Origin of the sequence: Parvimonas sp. D9, assembly GCF_035282565.1 — a bacterium.
GTDB lineage: Bacteria > Bacillota > Clostridia > Tissierellales > Peptoniphilaceae > Parvimonas > Parvimonas micra.
In genome coordinates, this window is the sequence record NZ_JAYKBM010000003.1 from 127,192 (window position 1) to 141,953 (window position 14,762).

Here is a 14,762-nt window from a genome sequence, read left to right on the forward strand (position 1 = left end):
TGTTTTTTTCATACTACCACTCAATTTCCTTTATGTTCTTCGGGTTTTTATTTAATATCACATTTTTTACAGTACTATCGTTAATTTCAATAACTCTGTCTGCCATTGGCGCTATTGCCTGATTGTGAGTTATTAAAATTACAGTTGTATTTGTACTTTTACATCTTTGGTGCAAAAGTTCTAAAATCCTCTTTCCGGTATGGTAATCTAAAGCTCCTGTAGGCTCGTCACATAAAAGCAGTTTAGGATTTTTACATAGTGCTCTGGCTATTGCAACTCTCTGTTGTTCCCCTCCGGATAATTGACTTGGAAAATTTTTCAGCCTGTGAGATAATTCAACAGATTCCAAAACCCCTGCCGGATTTAAACTTTCCTTTACGATTTGCCCTGCAAGTTCAACATTTTCCAAAACTGTTAAATTAGAAATTAAATTATAGAATTGAAAAACAAAACCTACATCATATCTTCTATAGTCGTTAAGTTGTCTTTTATTAAATTTACAAATATCTTTTCCGTCTATAAAAATTTCTCCACTTGTTGCATCGTCCATTCCCCCTAAAATATTAAGGATTGTGGATTTTCCTGCACCGGAAGGTCCAACGATAATACAAAATTCTCCATGTTCTATTTCAAAAGAAACATCTCTATTTGCAACAATCTCTGAACTCTTTCCTTCATTATATTTTTTATAAACATTTTTAAATTCGACAAAAGCCATAATTGCCTCCCATTTTAATTTATTCTAAATATATTACATTTAATATTTAATATTTCATAAAATTACTCAAACTAACCTAATTTTACTTTAGCACAAAAGTGATAAAAAATCAAGATTTTAAGTACAACCAAAACTGTTCTTTAATCAAATTTTTAATATCGTTTGCAAAAATATTCTATAAATTTAATAAAAAATATTTATTTTTCAATAATTTTTATTAACCTTTTTTATAAAAAAACACTTGTATTATTTATTGCAAAATGGTATAATGAAAAAAAGAAATTAAGGGGTGGTTTAAATGTTAAATTTTGTACTTGGTCCGTCAGGATCCGGAAAAACTAAATGGTTGATAGATAAAGCAAATGAAGAAGTGAGAAAAGGAAACGGAAATATCATCTTTATAGATACAGATGATTCTCATATTTTCAGCTTAGACCACAGTGTAAGATTAACAAATGCTAAAGAATATGGAATAGTAAATCTTGATAAATTATTCGGATTTATCTTCGGAATTGTTTCAAGAGATTATGATGTGGAAAAAATTTACATCGACGGTATCTATTCAATAATTGATCTTGATAGCGATAAGCTTTGCAAATTTAAAAAGGATGTCGAAGCATTTTGCAAAGAGCACAATCTTGAAGTTTTCATGGGAATTAATATTCCTAAAGAAGAACTTTGTGAGGGAGCTCAAGCAACTTGTGTCGAATTAAAATTAGACTAAATTTAAAAGGCATCGTCGGGATGCTTTTTTTTTGAGTATGAATATACCAACAAAACAACTTGAGATTTTTTTCAAAAGAAGAAATGAGTTAATTAAAGAACTTTCGATAAGAAAAATTGATAAAATATCTTTTTTAGAAAAAAATTATGAATTGATACAAAATTTAAATATGAAACCACTTTTAAATATATTATCGCTGGAAGAAGGGATGTATAATTACCAATACTACAATATTTTAGCGAAATTTTTTAAACAAAAATCAATTTTGTATTCAAATAACAAGAAAAAACAAAAAAAATATAATGAAAATCTTATGAAATCTAATAATTATTATGCAGAAAAAGATAAACATCTTTTAAAGATGATTGACTTCTTAGATGAAAAAACTACAGAATCCTATTTTATAGATATGAATTCAAAAAGACTTAACAATTCTCTTTTTGAAATTGTTGTGAAAGATGTTGATTTTGCAATTTTTCATTCTATGAATATTGAAATTTTACAGAAATTAAAAGAAAAGAATATATTTATTGATGAGATTAGAATTTCAAAGATTAATGACTATGTTAATACAAATATTTAAAAGGTTGTGTAGCACATACACAACCTTATTTTTTTAATATTAAACATTTCTAAAAACTTTGTCAATAACTTCTTTTAGAGTTTTAGATTTTTCTACTTTTAAAGTTTTTAAATTTTTTATATCCACAACTTCATTTGAAATATATACCTTTTTGTAGCCCATTCTGTCAAGTTCCGTTAATCTTTCGCTTAAATTCGGAACTTTTTTTAGTTCTCCTGTAAGTCCAACTTCTGCAATAAATACATTATCTCTTGGAACTGATTTGTTTAAAATTGAAGATGCAACGGAAATAATTACAGCTAAATTTACAGATTGCTCCGAAATTTTTAATCCCCCTGTAGTTTTTAAAATTACATTTTTATTATATAAATTAAATCCGGCTCTTTCTTCTAAAATAGAAAGCAATGTATTTAATTGATCTTTTTTAAGACTGTCTCCAATTCTTGCAGGATAGCTTGTAAAAGATTGAGAAACCAGACTTTCAACTTCAACAACTAACATTCTGCTTCCCTCTTTTACAACAGATAGTACACTTCCACAAATATCTTTTTCTCTTTGAGTTACAAAAAATTCTGATGGATTTTTAATTTCTAAAAGTCCATACTCTTCCATTTTAAAAAGTCCGATTTCTCCAGTTCTTCCAAATCTGTTTTTTGTACTTGTAAGAGTTCTTAAACTTTCGTCAGACTCTCCCTCTAAAAGCAAAACAGAATCCACCATATGTTCCAAAGTCCTAAGTCCTGCCATTTCATCTTGCTTTGTCATATGGCAAACTATAAAAATTGTCCTCGGCTTTTTAGCATTTTTTGCAACTCTAACTAATTCATTTATACATTCGACAGTCTGTGTTGGAGCACCTGCCCTTGACGGAATTGAACTTAACATAACAGTTTGAATACTATCTAAAATAACAACTTCAGCATCAACTTCTTCGATTGAATTCAAAGCCTCGTCCATACTTTGTGTTGATTGTATCCAAATATTTTCTGGAATTTCTTTTACAATTCTATTTGCTCTTGACTTTATCTGTGAGGAGCTTTCTTCTGCAGAAATATAAATAGATTTTACATTTTTACTTGCAAAGTCAAGTGCAAGTTGTAAAAGCAATGTGCTTTTCCCACAGCCGGGTCTTGCAGTCAAAATATTTACACTATCTCTTACAATTCCACCACCTAAAACACGATTTAACTCATCAATTCCAGTTATAAATCTATCATTTTCATTTATATTTACATTTTTTAACTTCTCAACTTTTCCCTTTGCAACAATTTTGTCGGTTGGACTTTTAACGTCGGAAACTTCAATTTCTTCTATCGTTCCCCAGCTACCGCAGAAACTACATTTTCCTTGCCAACCCAATGACTCTTTCTTGCAATTTGAACATATATATTTTTTCTTTATCTTCATTTTAATCACCAACTATATTTTAATGTAAAAACTTTTAAAAAGCAATAGGCGAAATTTGAATTAAATTTTTGCAAATTAAATTATTAATTAAATTATATGCTTGTATTGACTTTTAGAAATCTTTGTAGTATATTAACAACGAATGAATATTTTTATATAAAGGAGATAAAAAATGGATGTTTACGAAAAAGCCTTGTTGCTTCATGAACAATGGCAAGGAAAATTATCAACAGAATTAAAAGCAAAATTGGAAAATGCTGAAGATTTAACTTATGCATATACTCCAGGTGTTGCAAGACCTTGTATGGAAATAAGCAAAGACCCTTCTTTAGCTTATAAATATACAAGTAAAGCTAATACTATTGCTGTTATTTCTGATGGAACTGCTGTTTTAGGTCTTGGAGATATTGGTCCTGAAGCCGCTATGCCTGTTATGGAAGGAAAATGCTGTTTATTTAAAAAATTTGGTGGAGTTAATGCTGTTCCTATAGTTTTAGATACAAAAGACCCTAAGGAAATTATTTCAATTGTAAAAGCTCTTGCTCCTACATTTGGTGGGATTAATCTTGAAGATATTTCTTCTCCAAGATGTGTTGAAATTGAAAGAACATTAATAGATGAACTTGATATTCCTGTATTCCACGATGACCAACATGGTACTGCAATAGTTGTTACTGCAGCTTTAATCAATGCATTAAAATTAGTAAAAAAAGAAGCTAAGGATGTAAAAGTTGTTGTTTCAGGAGCCGGTGCTGCAGGATATTCAATCATCAAATTAATTATGATGTTGGGTGTTGAAAATGTAATTGCATTCGATTCAAAAGGTGCAATCAACAAAAAACATTCAGAAAATTATAATTTTGTAAAGAAAGAATTAGCTGAAATTACAAATAAAGAACAAAAAGATATGACTATGAAAGAAGCATTTGTAGGTGCCGACGTATTCATTGGTGTAAGTCAAAAAGATTTAGTTACTAAGGAAATGGTCGCTTCAATGAATAAAGATGCGATTGTATTTGCAATGGCAAATCCACAACCTGAAATTCTTTATGCAGATGCAAAAGAAGCTGGAGCAAGAATTGCTGCAACAGGCAGATCCGATATGCCTAACCAAATTAACAATGTAGTTGCTTTCCCTGGAATTTTTAAAGGTGCTTTACAAGCAAAGGCTAAGAAAATTACTGATGAAATGAAATTAGCTGCAGCATACGGACTTGCAAGTATGATTCCTGATGACAAAATTAGAGAAGATTATATTATTGTTTCAGCTTTTGAAGAAAATGTAGCTGATACAGTTGCAAAAGCAGTTGCAGAAAAAGTTAAATAGTAAATATTTAGTAGTGAAATCCTCAACAAATGTTGGGGATTTTTTTGCTTTTATTTTTTAGTTTATAATGTTTTTTAAATGTATCTTCGATACATTTAGTTTTGCTTGTTTACAAGCAAAACCATGAGATCTCTCGACTACGCTCGAGATGACGTATAAAGGAATTTTCTCTGTTTAGTAGCTTAACGTAAACAGTAAATATTCTTAAAAAATAAAAAATTTCCAAGAAAATAAAAAGTTTTACGTCATAGCAACTAGTATAGAAATGCCCCCCAACACGTCATCTTGAGCGGAGTGTAACGGAGTCGAAAGATCTCCTAAAGCTTCTTTAGGATGAAATTCTTCTAACTGATATATCTTCGATACATAAAAAATAAATTTGAGAATACAAAATGGATTGCCGTTTATAGACAATCCATTTTTCTAGCTCAAATATTTAAAAACAGTTCCTAAAACTGCACACATTCCCTTGTAAAACAAACTTTCTTCAACATCGAATTTACTATGATGATGCGGATATATTTTATCTCCATCATAAATTTTCGGATTTGAAAGCATAAAGTAAGTTCCTTTTGCTCTTTGTAGGAAATAAGCAACATCTTCTCCACCCATGCTCGGATTTTTTATAATTTCAACTGAATCCTCTCCTAAAATTTCTTTTGTATTTTCTATAAAAAATTCAGTAAATTTTTCATCATTCATAACTACTGGATACATAAAGTGATAAATTGTTTCCGCCTTACAATTATAAGCTTTTGCAATTCCATCTGCAATTTCTTCAATTCGCTTTGCAATAAATTCTCTAACTTTTTCGTCTAAAGTTCTAACTGTTCCCTTGATGTAAACAGATTCCGGAATTACATTATGAGCAGTTCCTCCCCTTATTATGCCGATAGTTAAAACCGCATTTGAAATAGGATTTATTTCTCTTGAAATTATCTTTTGAAGTCCAAGTACGATTTCTGATGAAACAACAATCGGATCTGCTGAGAGATGAGGTGTTGCAGCATGTGAAGATTTTCCTTTTACATAGATTTCAAAAATATCCGCTGATGCCATTATGGCTCCTGATTTTACTCCTATTTTTCCATATTCAATAGGAATTAAGCACCCTTCATGAAGTCCAATTACTGCATCGACTTTTGGATTTTCCATACAGCCCTCTTCAATCATAGGTAAAGCTCCTCCCGGTGTTTCCTCTCCGGGTTGGAAAAATATTTTAACTGTTCCTTTAAGTTTATCTCTATTTTCATTTAATATCATACAAGCTCCAAGTGCCATAGCAGTATGTCCGTCATGTCCACAAGCATGCATATTTCCGTTTGTGGAAGCAAAAGAAAGTCCTGTTTTTTCAACGACAGGAAGTGCATCACTATCGGCTCTTATCGCAATACATTTGCCCTTTTGTTCTCCGTCAATTTGAACGACAATTGCATTTCCATTTAATAATTTTTTATAATTTACACCAATTTCATCTAAAACTTTTGAAATATATTCCATAGTTTTTGGAAGTTCCAACTCCAGTTCCGGAATTTGATGTAAATCGCGTCTTATCTTTATAACTTTTTCTTCTTTTTCTTTAACCAGCTTTAAAATATCCATAAAAACCTCCTTCATATTAATTTAATAATATACTCATATAATACCACTTTTTGCAATAAAAAAAAATAGGGTTTCCCCTATTTAAGCAATAACTTCTTTTTCAAATTTTTCTTCATCTTTGTTTACACTATCAACCAATTCTTTTCCCAATATTTTTTCAAGAAAAGGAGTAAGTAATTTTCTTGTAAATTGAATAAAAGGTCCTGCAAAAAATGTAATAATCAAAGTTCCAATTCCAACAACTCCACCCATTAAATATCCGATAATAACAAGTAAAAAATCGGAAATAACTCTTACAGTCCTGTAAGAAAAGTTTGTCTTATTACTTATTAATTCAGAAATTCCGTCAGTTGCTCCAACTCCCAAATCTGCAAAAATATAAACTGTAACACCGATAGCTATAATAAAAGTTCCTACAATACAAATTATGACTCTATAAATTAAATCTAAATCTTGTAAATTAATCCAACCAAAAATCAAATTCATAGCTTCAACTGTATAACCTATTATAAAAATAGCTAAAATTGATGATATATTTATATACTTTTTATCCACAAAAAATATTATAGTTAAAAATACTATATTGAAAATTACTGCACAAGTTCCATAACTTAATCCTAATTGTTTTGACATTCCAAGATCAACTGTACTTGCAGGGTCAACTCCCAAATTAACTTTAATTGTAAAAAATACCCCTATTCCCAAAATAATCATTCCGATTATGGACATAGCAATCCTAATAAATAATTTATCTTTTTTCATCTTTCTCTCTCCTACCTAGATATTTTATAAAAAATAGAAATTCTTGTCAATACAAAAAAATTGATTTATAAAAGAACTTTGTTAATTTTTATATCTATTAATCCTAAAGCAATTTAGAAAGATTTTTTCAATCTTTCCTGTTTTATGATATAATATGAATATGCTTATACATGATAAGTATATTCATATTTCATCATAGTTACATAAAGTTAGTTATAAAAAAGGAACTATGATATAATATTAATAGCTTTATGCCTAATGATAAAGCTATTAATATTTCACCATGGTTACACTAGTTTAGTTATCAAAAGGAAACTATGGTATAATATGTATATAGTATCTTAATTAAAATATTAGAGGTGTGATTTTGAAACAAGCTATTTATAGAGAGTTTAGACCTAAAGATTTTACAAGAGTAGTTGGTCAAGCTCATATTGTTGAAATTTTAAAAAATCAAATAAGAACGGGAAATTTAGGACATGCCTATCTTTTTTCAGGAATAAGAGGAACCGGAAAGACAAGTTGTGCTAAAATTTTCGCTCGTGCAGTAAATTGCTTAAATCCAATTGACGGAAATCCTTGTAATGAATGTGAAAATTGTAAAATGATTTTAGAAGACAAGGCACTTGAAGTTGTAGAGATGGATGCTGCAAGTAATAGACGTATTGATGATATAAGGGAATTAAAGGAAAAAGTAATCTATCCCCCACAAATCGTAAAATACAAAGTTTATATTATAGACGAAGCCCATATGATTACGAATGAAGGCTTTAATGCTCTTCTAAAGATTTTAGAAGAGCCCCCTAAACATTTAATTTTCATTCTTGCGACAACAGAAATTGATAAACTTCCTGATACAATTATTTCAAGATGTCAAAGATTTGAGTTTAAAAGAATTAATAATTCAGACATTGTTGAAAATATAAACTATGTTTTAAATAATCTAAATGTAGAGATAGAAGAAGATGGAATCAATTTAATTTCTGAGCTTTCTTCAGGCGCAATGAGAGATGCTTTAAGTCTTTTGGATCAGGTTGTTGCAACTGGAAAGGAAAAAATTACTATTGATGATATTAATGAATGTTTAGGACTTGTAAACTTAAATATGTTATTTGAGCTTTCAAATTCAATTTTGAATTCATCCAAAAATGAAACTATTGAAACTTTTAGAAATTTGGTAAAAAACGGAAAGACTCCACATAATATAATCATTGATTTAATCAAACATTTTAGAAATATAATTTTAGTAAAGAGCATAAAAAAAGAACTTACAACACTAAATGATGTTGAGTATAAGAAATATTTAGAACATTCAAATAAGTTTGAAATGGATGAACTTATTTTCATTTTAGAAAATCTTTTGGATGTTGAAGATAAGATGAAAAAAAGTGATATGCAAAATGCTCTGGCTGAACTTTTAATTATAAAAATCTGTTCATTTAAAAGAAAAAAATCCGAAATGGAAAAGAGAATTGAAACTCTTGAAAATATTATAAAGAGTGGAAATTTAAAAGTTGAAGTTATAGAAAAAGAAGAGATTTCAAATGAAGAAGAAGTAGAAAATGTCGAAACTGTTGAAAATACAGGAGATATAAAAAATATAGAAAGCGAGACAGAAAACGAAGATACTGAAAATACAGAAGATATAGAAAACACAAAAGATGTAGAGCAACCTACAGAAAATAATGATGAAATTTACGAAAAAATTGATTTAACTCCTTTTAAAGATGTTTTAAAAACAACTGTTTTCAAAAAAACTGTTTCTAAACTTTTCGATGAGAGTGTAAAAGAAATTTACTTTTTCCCAAAAGAAAATTTCTTACACATCGACTGTAAAGAGTATTTATTTAAGTTTGGAAGTTATAAGTTGGATGAAAATAATTCTTTCACTTTAAAGGAAACTGCTGTTTTAAACGAATTTTTTACAAAGGTTAATATGCCCGTTCAAAATTCATTGACCATTTATGCAAATTTTATAAATTAGTTCAAAATGTTAATTTTTAGGTTATTGTAGTATTAAAACGGAGGTATGCTATGAAAAAACTATTAAAAATTATTTTTTTACTATTCATTTCGATTCCTTTAGTATCTTGTACGAAGACAGAGAAATTATTTCCCGAAAATAGAGAGAAATTGCTATTTGATGCATCTCAAACAAATAAGACAAATAAAGTAAATCTGGATATTTTTACTACTTTGCTGAAAGAGAAAAAAACTGATGAAAATTTTGTTCTATCTCCTCTATCAATACAAAGATGTTTGGATTTTATCTCTCTTTGTACAGATGATAGGAAAGATTTACCACTTTTTGAATTTTACGATAAAGCTCATCTTCAAAATCTAAAATTTAAAAATACAAAGTTGGCAAATTTAATTTTAATAAATTTAGAAAATATCAAAGGTGAAACTAAAAATCTTGAATATAGTAATATTAAGACCGTTAAATCAACAAAAGAAGGAACAAAAGTTTATCAAAAATTTCAAAAATCCAATTTAGATGAAGTTTTGGATAAAAACAGTTTAGGAAATGATTTTGTAGCGACCTTTATCGACACAGTAAATTATGAAGTAAAATGGAAACACCCATTTGATGAAAAAAAGACAGAAAAACGAGATTTCACAAAATCGGACGGCACAAAAATTCAAGTAGATACAATGTGTAATCATTTCGAAAATGTACGAGCAACTTCAAATTATGATGTAGATATTTTTTCAATCAGCTCAAATGGTTCAACTATTTATTTCTTAAAGCATAAAGATAATAAAATTTTATCTACAGAGCAATTACTTGGTTTTATAAATTCGTTTAAAGAAAGTAGCGAAAGATATGATGTAAATTTCTATTTACCAAAGATAGATATTAAATCACAAGTTGATTTTAAAGCTCTATTTCAAAAGATTGGACTTGGTAAAATGCTAAATACTTTTAAATTAGAAAAATTATTGCCTGATATGAAACTTGTAGTAAGTGATGCGAAACAAACTTCTACACTAAAAATGGATGAAAAAGGTGCAAAAGCTAAATCAGTAACTAAAACAGAAGTTAAAGAAATAAGTATGCCGAAAAAAAACGAGAATATTGATATAAAAATGAACGGACCTTTCTACATCATTATAGAAGACCATGACGAAAATAGCAAGGCAAATTTAATTACTTTTACAGCACATATTGCAGATCCTAGTAGATGAGAACCTCACCCTTCATCGATGCTTTGCATCGGATGATGCTCGAGAATCTTGTTGCTTCGCAATAATAAATATATAAAGACAATATGGGAAAGTTTTAAGTCTGATATTGTCTTTTTTTATCTTTTCAAAAATATATTTACTTTATCTTGTTATTGTAAATTATTGATTTATCATAAAAAAAATGCTATTATAAAAGAAGATTTTTAAAGTTTTATGTTATATGATTAACAAATTTTTTAATGTAATGTAAATTTGACACTAAATAATTATACTATTTATTTTTAGGAGGTATTTATGGCTAAAGGCGGTTTCCCTAAATTCGGTGGCGGAATGAATATGGGTAATATGATGAAACAAATGCAAAAAATGCAAAGAGAACTTGAAAATACACAAAAAATGTTGGACGAAGAAGAAGTTTCTGCAACTTCAGGCGGTGGTGCAGTTGAAGTAACTGTTAATGGTAAAAAAGAAGTTTTAAATATTAAACTGGATCCTGAAGTTGTTGATCCTGATGATATAGAAATGTTACAAGATTTAATTATGACAGCTATAAATGAAGCGAATAGAAAAGCTCAAGAAAAACATGATTCAGAAATTAATAAAATAACAGGCGGAATTAATATTCCGGGATTATAAAGATGAATAATTATACTAAGTCTATAGATGAAGTTATTCACTACCTGTCAAAACTTCCCTCTATTGGAAGAAAGTCTGCAACAAAAATGGCTTTGAAAATTTTAGAAATGGATGATGATTTTACAATTGAATTTGCTAAAAGTCTTATAAATATGAAAAAAAATACTCATCATTGTAAAATTTGTGGAAATTTAACAGAAGATGAAATTTGTAATATTTGTGCGGATGAAAAAAGAGATAAGTCAATTATAACCGTTGTTGAAGATATGCAAGGTGTTATAAGTTTAGAAAAAACTAAAGTTTATAAAGGTACTTATCATATTTTAAATGGTCTTGTTACTCCAAGAGAAGGAATAACTTTAGATGACCTAAATGTAGATTCACTTTTAGAAAGAATTGAAAAAGATAATGTAAAAGAAGTTATATTCGCTATTAGTCAAACTATTGATGGCGAATTGACTGAACTTTATATTGTCGATTTACTAAAAAATTTCAAAGACCTAAAAATTTCAAAAATTGCTAATGGAATTCCGGTAGGTAGAAGTATAGACAGCTATGATGAATTAACATTTTTAAAAGCATTAGAGGATAGGAGAGAAATAGAATATTAGGTTTCTAATATTTTATGGGGAGAAAATATGAAATCGACAAAGAACAATTTTATTTCAGGTGTTCGACATTCAATTCCTATATGGATAGGTTATATCCCGTCAGCGATTACTTTAGGTATTCTATGTAATACTAATTCGCTAGGTTTATTACACGCTTTCTTGAGTTCTTTTGTTTTGTATTCAGGTGCTGCCCAGTTTATGCTAGTGGGTTTTTTAACCTCAAGTGTTCCTCTTGTTGGAATTGCAGTTTCCGTATTTTTATTAAACACCAGACTGTTCCTTATGTCCGCCACACTTGGGGCGACTGTAGATAAGGTAAATCATAAAGCGTTCCCTATTGTAGGATGGTTATTAACAGATGAAAGTTTTTCCATACTTTCATTTAATAAAGAAAAAGTAAATACATCATTTACACTTGGAGTACAAATTCCGCCATATTTTATTTGGGGAATTTTTACAATAGTAGGTTACTTCTTGGGCGATTTTTTGCCACAAAACTTAAAAGTTGCTTTTAGTGTCGGTCTTCTTGGACTTTTTGTAGCGTTACTTGTTCCAAATGTAAAAAAGCATTTAGTAACTGTGAGAGTTGTCATCGTAACAGCAGTAATATATGCTATTATCTATTACACAAAAGTATTTCCACTAGGTTGGGATATAGTTTTTTCAATAATACTTTCTTCAATAGCAGGTATATTCTTAATTGGAAATGAAACTTTAGAAGATAAAGAAGAAATAAAAGAATAAGGAGAAAATATGGACAAATATTACTACTACATAATCGGTACATTGGTTGCCGCTGCTGTAACAATAATCCCGAAAGTTCTTCCTTTATTCTTTCTTAGGGGAAAAACTTTTAATAAAAAACTAATGACTTTCTTTAAAATCGTGCCTTTTACTTCAATGACTGTGCTGATTTTAAGAGAAGTCTTGGTTGCAGAATCATCTGCAAAACTAATGTATATAATTACAATCGCAGTTGCATCAGCGGTTTCATATATAACTAGAAATATGATACTGACTGTATTTGCATCAATACTAACAACATTTATCTACATGAATGTTTTTATCTAAAATTTTTAAGGAGCTTAAAGCTCCTATTTTTGTGTAAAAAAAAGACACTGAATAAATCAGTATCTTTAAAAAATTATTCTTTTTCTATCTTATCAGTTAATTTTTCCATTTCGTCAATTAGACTTCCAATATACTCTATTGTATTAAGAAGTGGCTTATCTGTTGTAATATCAACATCTGCCATTTTTGCAAGATCTACCGGATTTTTGCTTCCACCGGTTTTTAGAACTTCAATCCATTGTTTTGCCTTTGAATTATCTTTTAAAATATTTAGACACATTTGTGTTCCGATTGTTAAACCAGCGCTGTAAGTGTATGAATAAAGTCCCATGTAGTAATGAGGTTGTCTCATCCATGTTCTTTCAACTCCATCTACAAGTTCAACATCTTCACCAAAGAATTTTTCCATAGTTTCTTTAAAAATAGTATTTAAAGTTTCGGCATCAACAGCTCCACCTTTATCTATAATTTTATAAACTTCCCTTTGATAATATGCTTCTAAGAAATGTGTTACGAAATTATGATAATATGTTTTTGAAATGATTTCAGAAAGAATCCATCTTCTTTCCCTATCGGTCTTTGCTTTTTCAAGAAGATAATGAGCCATAATCAATTCATTTGTTGTTGATGGTGCTTCTACAAAATAAGTTGAACAATCAACATTTAAAATATTTTGATTTTGGTGGCAAAGTGAGAAATGTCCACCATGTCCAAGTTCATGAGCAATAGTAAGGATGTCAGACATATTTCCTGACCAAGTTAAAAGAACATAGGGATGAACTTTGTAAGGACTTGCACAAAAAGCACCTGATGCCTTTCCTTCATTGTCAACATAGTCGATATATCTATTATCAAAAGCTCTTTCCAAATATGCTTTATAATCATTTCCTAAAACTGATAGTCCATCAATTACCATATTTTTACATTCATCGATGCTATAAACTTTTTGGAATTCAGAATCTAATGGCATTTTCATATCTGAAAAAGTCATCTTATCCAATTTATTTACTCTCTTTAGAAGTCTTGCATATTTTCTAATATGTGGTGCAAGTTTTTCCATAATAACATCACATTGTCTATTGTACATATCCATTGTAACTTCTTGTGAAGACAAAAGATAATCAAAGACACTGTCGTATTTTCTAACTTTAGACATTGCCTTATCTTGTTGAACATTGCTATAATATGCACTTGCAAATGTATTTTCGTATTTTGCTAAAGTCTTGTAGAATTTTTTAAAAGCCTCTCTTCTAAATTCAGTATTTGAATCAACTTCAAAACATCCTTCAAAAATATTGTAAGTCATTGGAGTTTTTACACCATTTACTTCAACATCTTCAAAAGATAAATCTTGCATTTTTGATTGTTGATATACTCTATAAGGGGTTTCAAAACTTCCTGATAAAGCTGAAAGTGTGCTTTCAACTTCTTTTGATAAAGTATGATCTTTTCTGTCTAAAAGTTTTTCTAAAAATCTTCTATTTTCAGAATTTTCTTTCATAGCCTTTTCTATAATTCTTTTATCATTTGCTAAGATTTCAGTTTCTACAAAGCTAAGTTTAGCATAAACCGGAGCAATGGTATTTTCAAAATCTACCATTCTTTCAAATTGTTCTTTTCCACCTAAATCTGTTTCATAATCCAAACTTGCATAATTTGCAGTTAAATCAATCAATACATAAATAGGTTTTAAATCTTCCAAACAACTGTTAATAGTACAATAACAGTCAAGTTTTCCTTCATAAATCTTTACAAGTTCATCTGTTTTTTCAACAATTTCCTTAAGAGCCTTTTTGTAATCTTCTTCTGTTTTAAAAAGATCACTCAAATTCCAAGTTAAACTTTTATCAACTTCATTTCTTTTCATATCATACCTCCAAAAATGTTTTCTTCCACAATATTTATTCTACCATATTTTTAAAATTTTTTCATTAGTTTATTGTTTTTTTCATTAGTTTATTGTAAAATAATTGACTCAAAAAAATGAATTTAAAATAATTGTTTAAATTTTTTAAAAATAGCAAAAAATACATAAAAAATTTTTATAAACACCATTTTTAGTATTGAGTTTTTTCTGAATTTCTTGTAAAATATTGTTATACAAAATACAAAATTTTGTAAGTTTTGATATT

14 protein-coding genes are annotated in these 14,762 nt (G+C 28.8%); 9 read left to right on the forward strand and 5 right to left on the reverse strand.

From position 1 onward, the window contains the following. Positions 1-13: 13 nt before the first annotated feature. Complete coding sequence (locus tag VJI94_RS04285; protein WP_004832732.1) at positions 14-718, reverse strand: ABC transporter ATP-binding protein; 705 nt, start codon at positions 716-718, stop codon at positions 14-16. A 298-nt stretch (positions 719-1,016) separates the two neighbouring features. Here VJI94_RS04285 and VJI94_RS04290 point away from each other — a divergent pair, with 298 nt between their 5' ends. Further along, on the forward strand, positions 1,017-1,442 hold the full coding sequence (locus VJI94_RS04290; protein ID WP_004832731.1) for a hypothetical protein: 426 nt from the start codon (positions 1,017-1,019) through the stop codon (positions 1,440-1,442). Between the two features lie 37 nt (positions 1,443-1,479). Next, the gene (locus VJI94_RS04295; protein ID WP_324008458.1) at positions 1,480-2,025 is read left to right on the forward strand and encodes a DUF6648 family protein; all 546 of its coding nucleotides are present in this window, start codon (positions 1,480-1,482) and stop codon (positions 2,023-2,025) included. A gap of 39 nt (positions 2,026-2,064) precedes the next feature. Here the strand turns inward: VJI94_RS04295 and radA are convergent, their stop codons facing one another. Next, positions 2,065-3,432 (reverse strand): DNA repair protein RadA, encoded by a 1,368-nt coding sequence (radA, locus tag VJI94_RS04300; RefSeq protein ID WP_324008459.1) that lies wholly within the window; start codon positions 3,430-3,432, stop codon positions 2,065-2,067. A 172-nt stretch (positions 3,433-3,604) separates the two neighbouring features. Between radA and VJI94_RS04305 the strand changes: the two genes are divergently transcribed. Next, positions 3,605-4,759, forward strand: coding sequence for an NAD(P)-dependent malic enzyme (locus VJI94_RS04305; RefSeq protein WP_269754767.1), 1,155 nt, complete (start codon positions 3,605-3,607; stop codon positions 4,757-4,759). A gap of 423 nt (positions 4,760-5,182) precedes the next feature. On the opposite strand, the gene VJI94_RS04310 is transcribed toward VJI94_RS04305, so the two are convergent. Both VJI94_RS04310 and VJI94_RS04315 read right to left on the reverse strand, forming a co-directional pair. Further along, the gene (locus tag VJI94_RS04310; protein WP_150263279.1) at positions 5,183-6,361 is read right to left on the reverse strand and encodes a M20 metallopeptidase family protein; all 1,179 of its coding nucleotides are present in this window, start codon (positions 6,359-6,361) and stop codon (positions 5,183-5,185) included. An 81-nt stretch (positions 6,362-6,442) separates the two neighbouring features. Further along, entirely contained in the window at positions 6,443-7,123 is a 681-nt protein-coding gene (locus tag VJI94_RS04315) for a YczE/YyaS/YitT family protein (protein WP_004832726.1), read from the reverse strand. Between the two features lie 361 nt (positions 7,124-7,484). Between VJI94_RS04315 and dnaX the strand changes: the two genes are divergently transcribed. From dnaX to VJI94_RS04345, 6 genes are all read left to right on the forward strand, one after another. Next, the gene (dnaX, locus tag VJI94_RS04320; protein ID WP_324008461.1) at positions 7,485-9,107 is read left to right on the forward strand and encodes a DNA polymerase III subunit gamma/tau; all 1,623 of its coding nucleotides are present in this window, start codon (positions 7,485-7,487) and stop codon (positions 9,105-9,107) included. A gap of 50 nt (positions 9,108-9,157) precedes the next feature. Continuing rightward, a complete protein-coding gene (locus tag VJI94_RS04325; RefSeq protein ID WP_324008463.1) occupies positions 9,158-10,312 on the forward strand; it encodes a serpin family protein in 1,155 nt (384 codons plus the stop codon). A 294-nt stretch (positions 10,313-10,606) separates the two neighbouring features. Continuing rightward, complete coding sequence (locus tag VJI94_RS04330) at positions 10,607-10,948, forward strand: YbaB/EbfC family nucleoid-associated protein (RefSeq protein ID WP_324008465.1); 342 nt, start codon at positions 10,607-10,609, stop codon at positions 10,946-10,948. Positions 10,949-10,950: 2 nt separating this feature from the next. Then, positions 10,951-11,559, forward strand: coding sequence for a recombination mediator RecR (gene recR / locus VJI94_RS04335; RefSeq protein ID WP_004832722.1), 609 nt, complete (start codon positions 10,951-10,953; stop codon positions 11,557-11,559). A gap of 27 nt (positions 11,560-11,586) precedes the next feature. Continuing rightward, a complete protein-coding gene (locus VJI94_RS04340) occupies positions 11,587-12,303 on the forward strand; it encodes an AzlC family ABC transporter permease (RefSeq protein ID WP_041954663.1) in 717 nt (238 codons plus the stop codon). 9 nt (positions 12,304-12,312) lie between these two features. Next, positions 12,313-12,630 carry an AzlD domain-containing protein gene (locus tag VJI94_RS04345; protein WP_029950241.1) on the forward strand — a complete coding sequence of 106 codons (318 nt, stop codon included), beginning with the start codon at positions 12,313-12,315 and terminating at the stop codon, positions 12,628-12,630. A gap of 73 nt (positions 12,631-12,703) precedes the next feature. Here the strand turns inward: VJI94_RS04345 and pepF are convergent, their stop codons facing one another. Then, positions 12,704-14,497, reverse strand: coding sequence for an oligoendopeptidase F (gene pepF, locus VJI94_RS04350; RefSeq protein ID WP_324008468.1), 1,794 nt, complete (start codon positions 14,495-14,497; stop codon positions 12,704-12,706). Between the last annotated feature and the right edge of the window lie 265 nt (positions 14,498-14,762).

Bases quoted from the DNA above. Each gene is read 5' to 3' on its own strand.
- VJI94_RS04285 (WP_004832732.1), bottom strand. From the start codon at position 718: ATGGCTTTTGTCGAATTTAAAAATGTTTATAAAAAATATAATGAAGGA.
- VJI94_RS04290 (WP_004832731.1), top strand. From the start codon at position 1,017: ATGTTAAATTTTGTACTTGGTCCGTCAGGATCCGGAAAAACTAAATGG.
- VJI94_RS04295 (WP_324008458.1), top strand. From the start codon at position 1,480: ATGAATATACCAACAAAACAACTTGAGATTTTTTTCAAAAGAAGAAAT.
- radA (WP_324008459.1), bottom strand. From the start codon at position 3,432: ATGAAGATAAAGAAAAAATATATATGTTCAAATTGCAAGAAAGAGTCA.
- VJI94_RS04305 (WP_269754767.1), top strand. From the start codon at position 3,605: ATGGATGTTTACGAAAAAGCCTTGTTGCTTCATGAACAATGGCAAGGA.
- VJI94_RS04310 (WP_150263279.1), bottom strand. From the start codon at position 6,361: ATGGATATTTTAAAGCTGGTTAAAGAAAAAGAAGAAAAAGTTATAAAG.
- VJI94_RS04315 (WP_004832726.1), bottom strand. From the start codon at position 7,123: ATGAAAAAAGATAAATTATTTATTAGGATTGCTATGTCCATAATCGGA.
- VJI94_RS04325 (WP_324008463.1), top strand. From the start codon at position 9,158: ATGAAAAAACTATTAAAAATTATTTTTTTACTATTCATTTCGATTCCT.
- VJI94_RS04330 (WP_324008465.1), top strand. From the start codon at position 10,607: ATGGCTAAAGGCGGTTTCCCTAAATTCGGTGGCGGAATGAATATGGGT.
- recR (WP_004832722.1), top strand. From the start codon at position 10,951: ATGAATAATTATACTAAGTCTATAGATGAAGTTATTCACTACCTGTCA.
- VJI94_RS04340 (WP_041954663.1), top strand. From the start codon at position 11,587: ATGAAATCGACAAAGAACAATTTTATTTCAGGTGTTCGACATTCAATT.
- VJI94_RS04345 (WP_029950241.1), top strand. From the start codon at position 12,313: ATGGACAAATATTACTACTACATAATCGGTACATTGGTTGCCGCTGCT.
- pepF (WP_324008468.1), bottom strand. From the start codon at position 14,497: ATGAAAAGAAATGAAGTTGATAAAAGTTTAACTTGGAATTTGAGTGAT.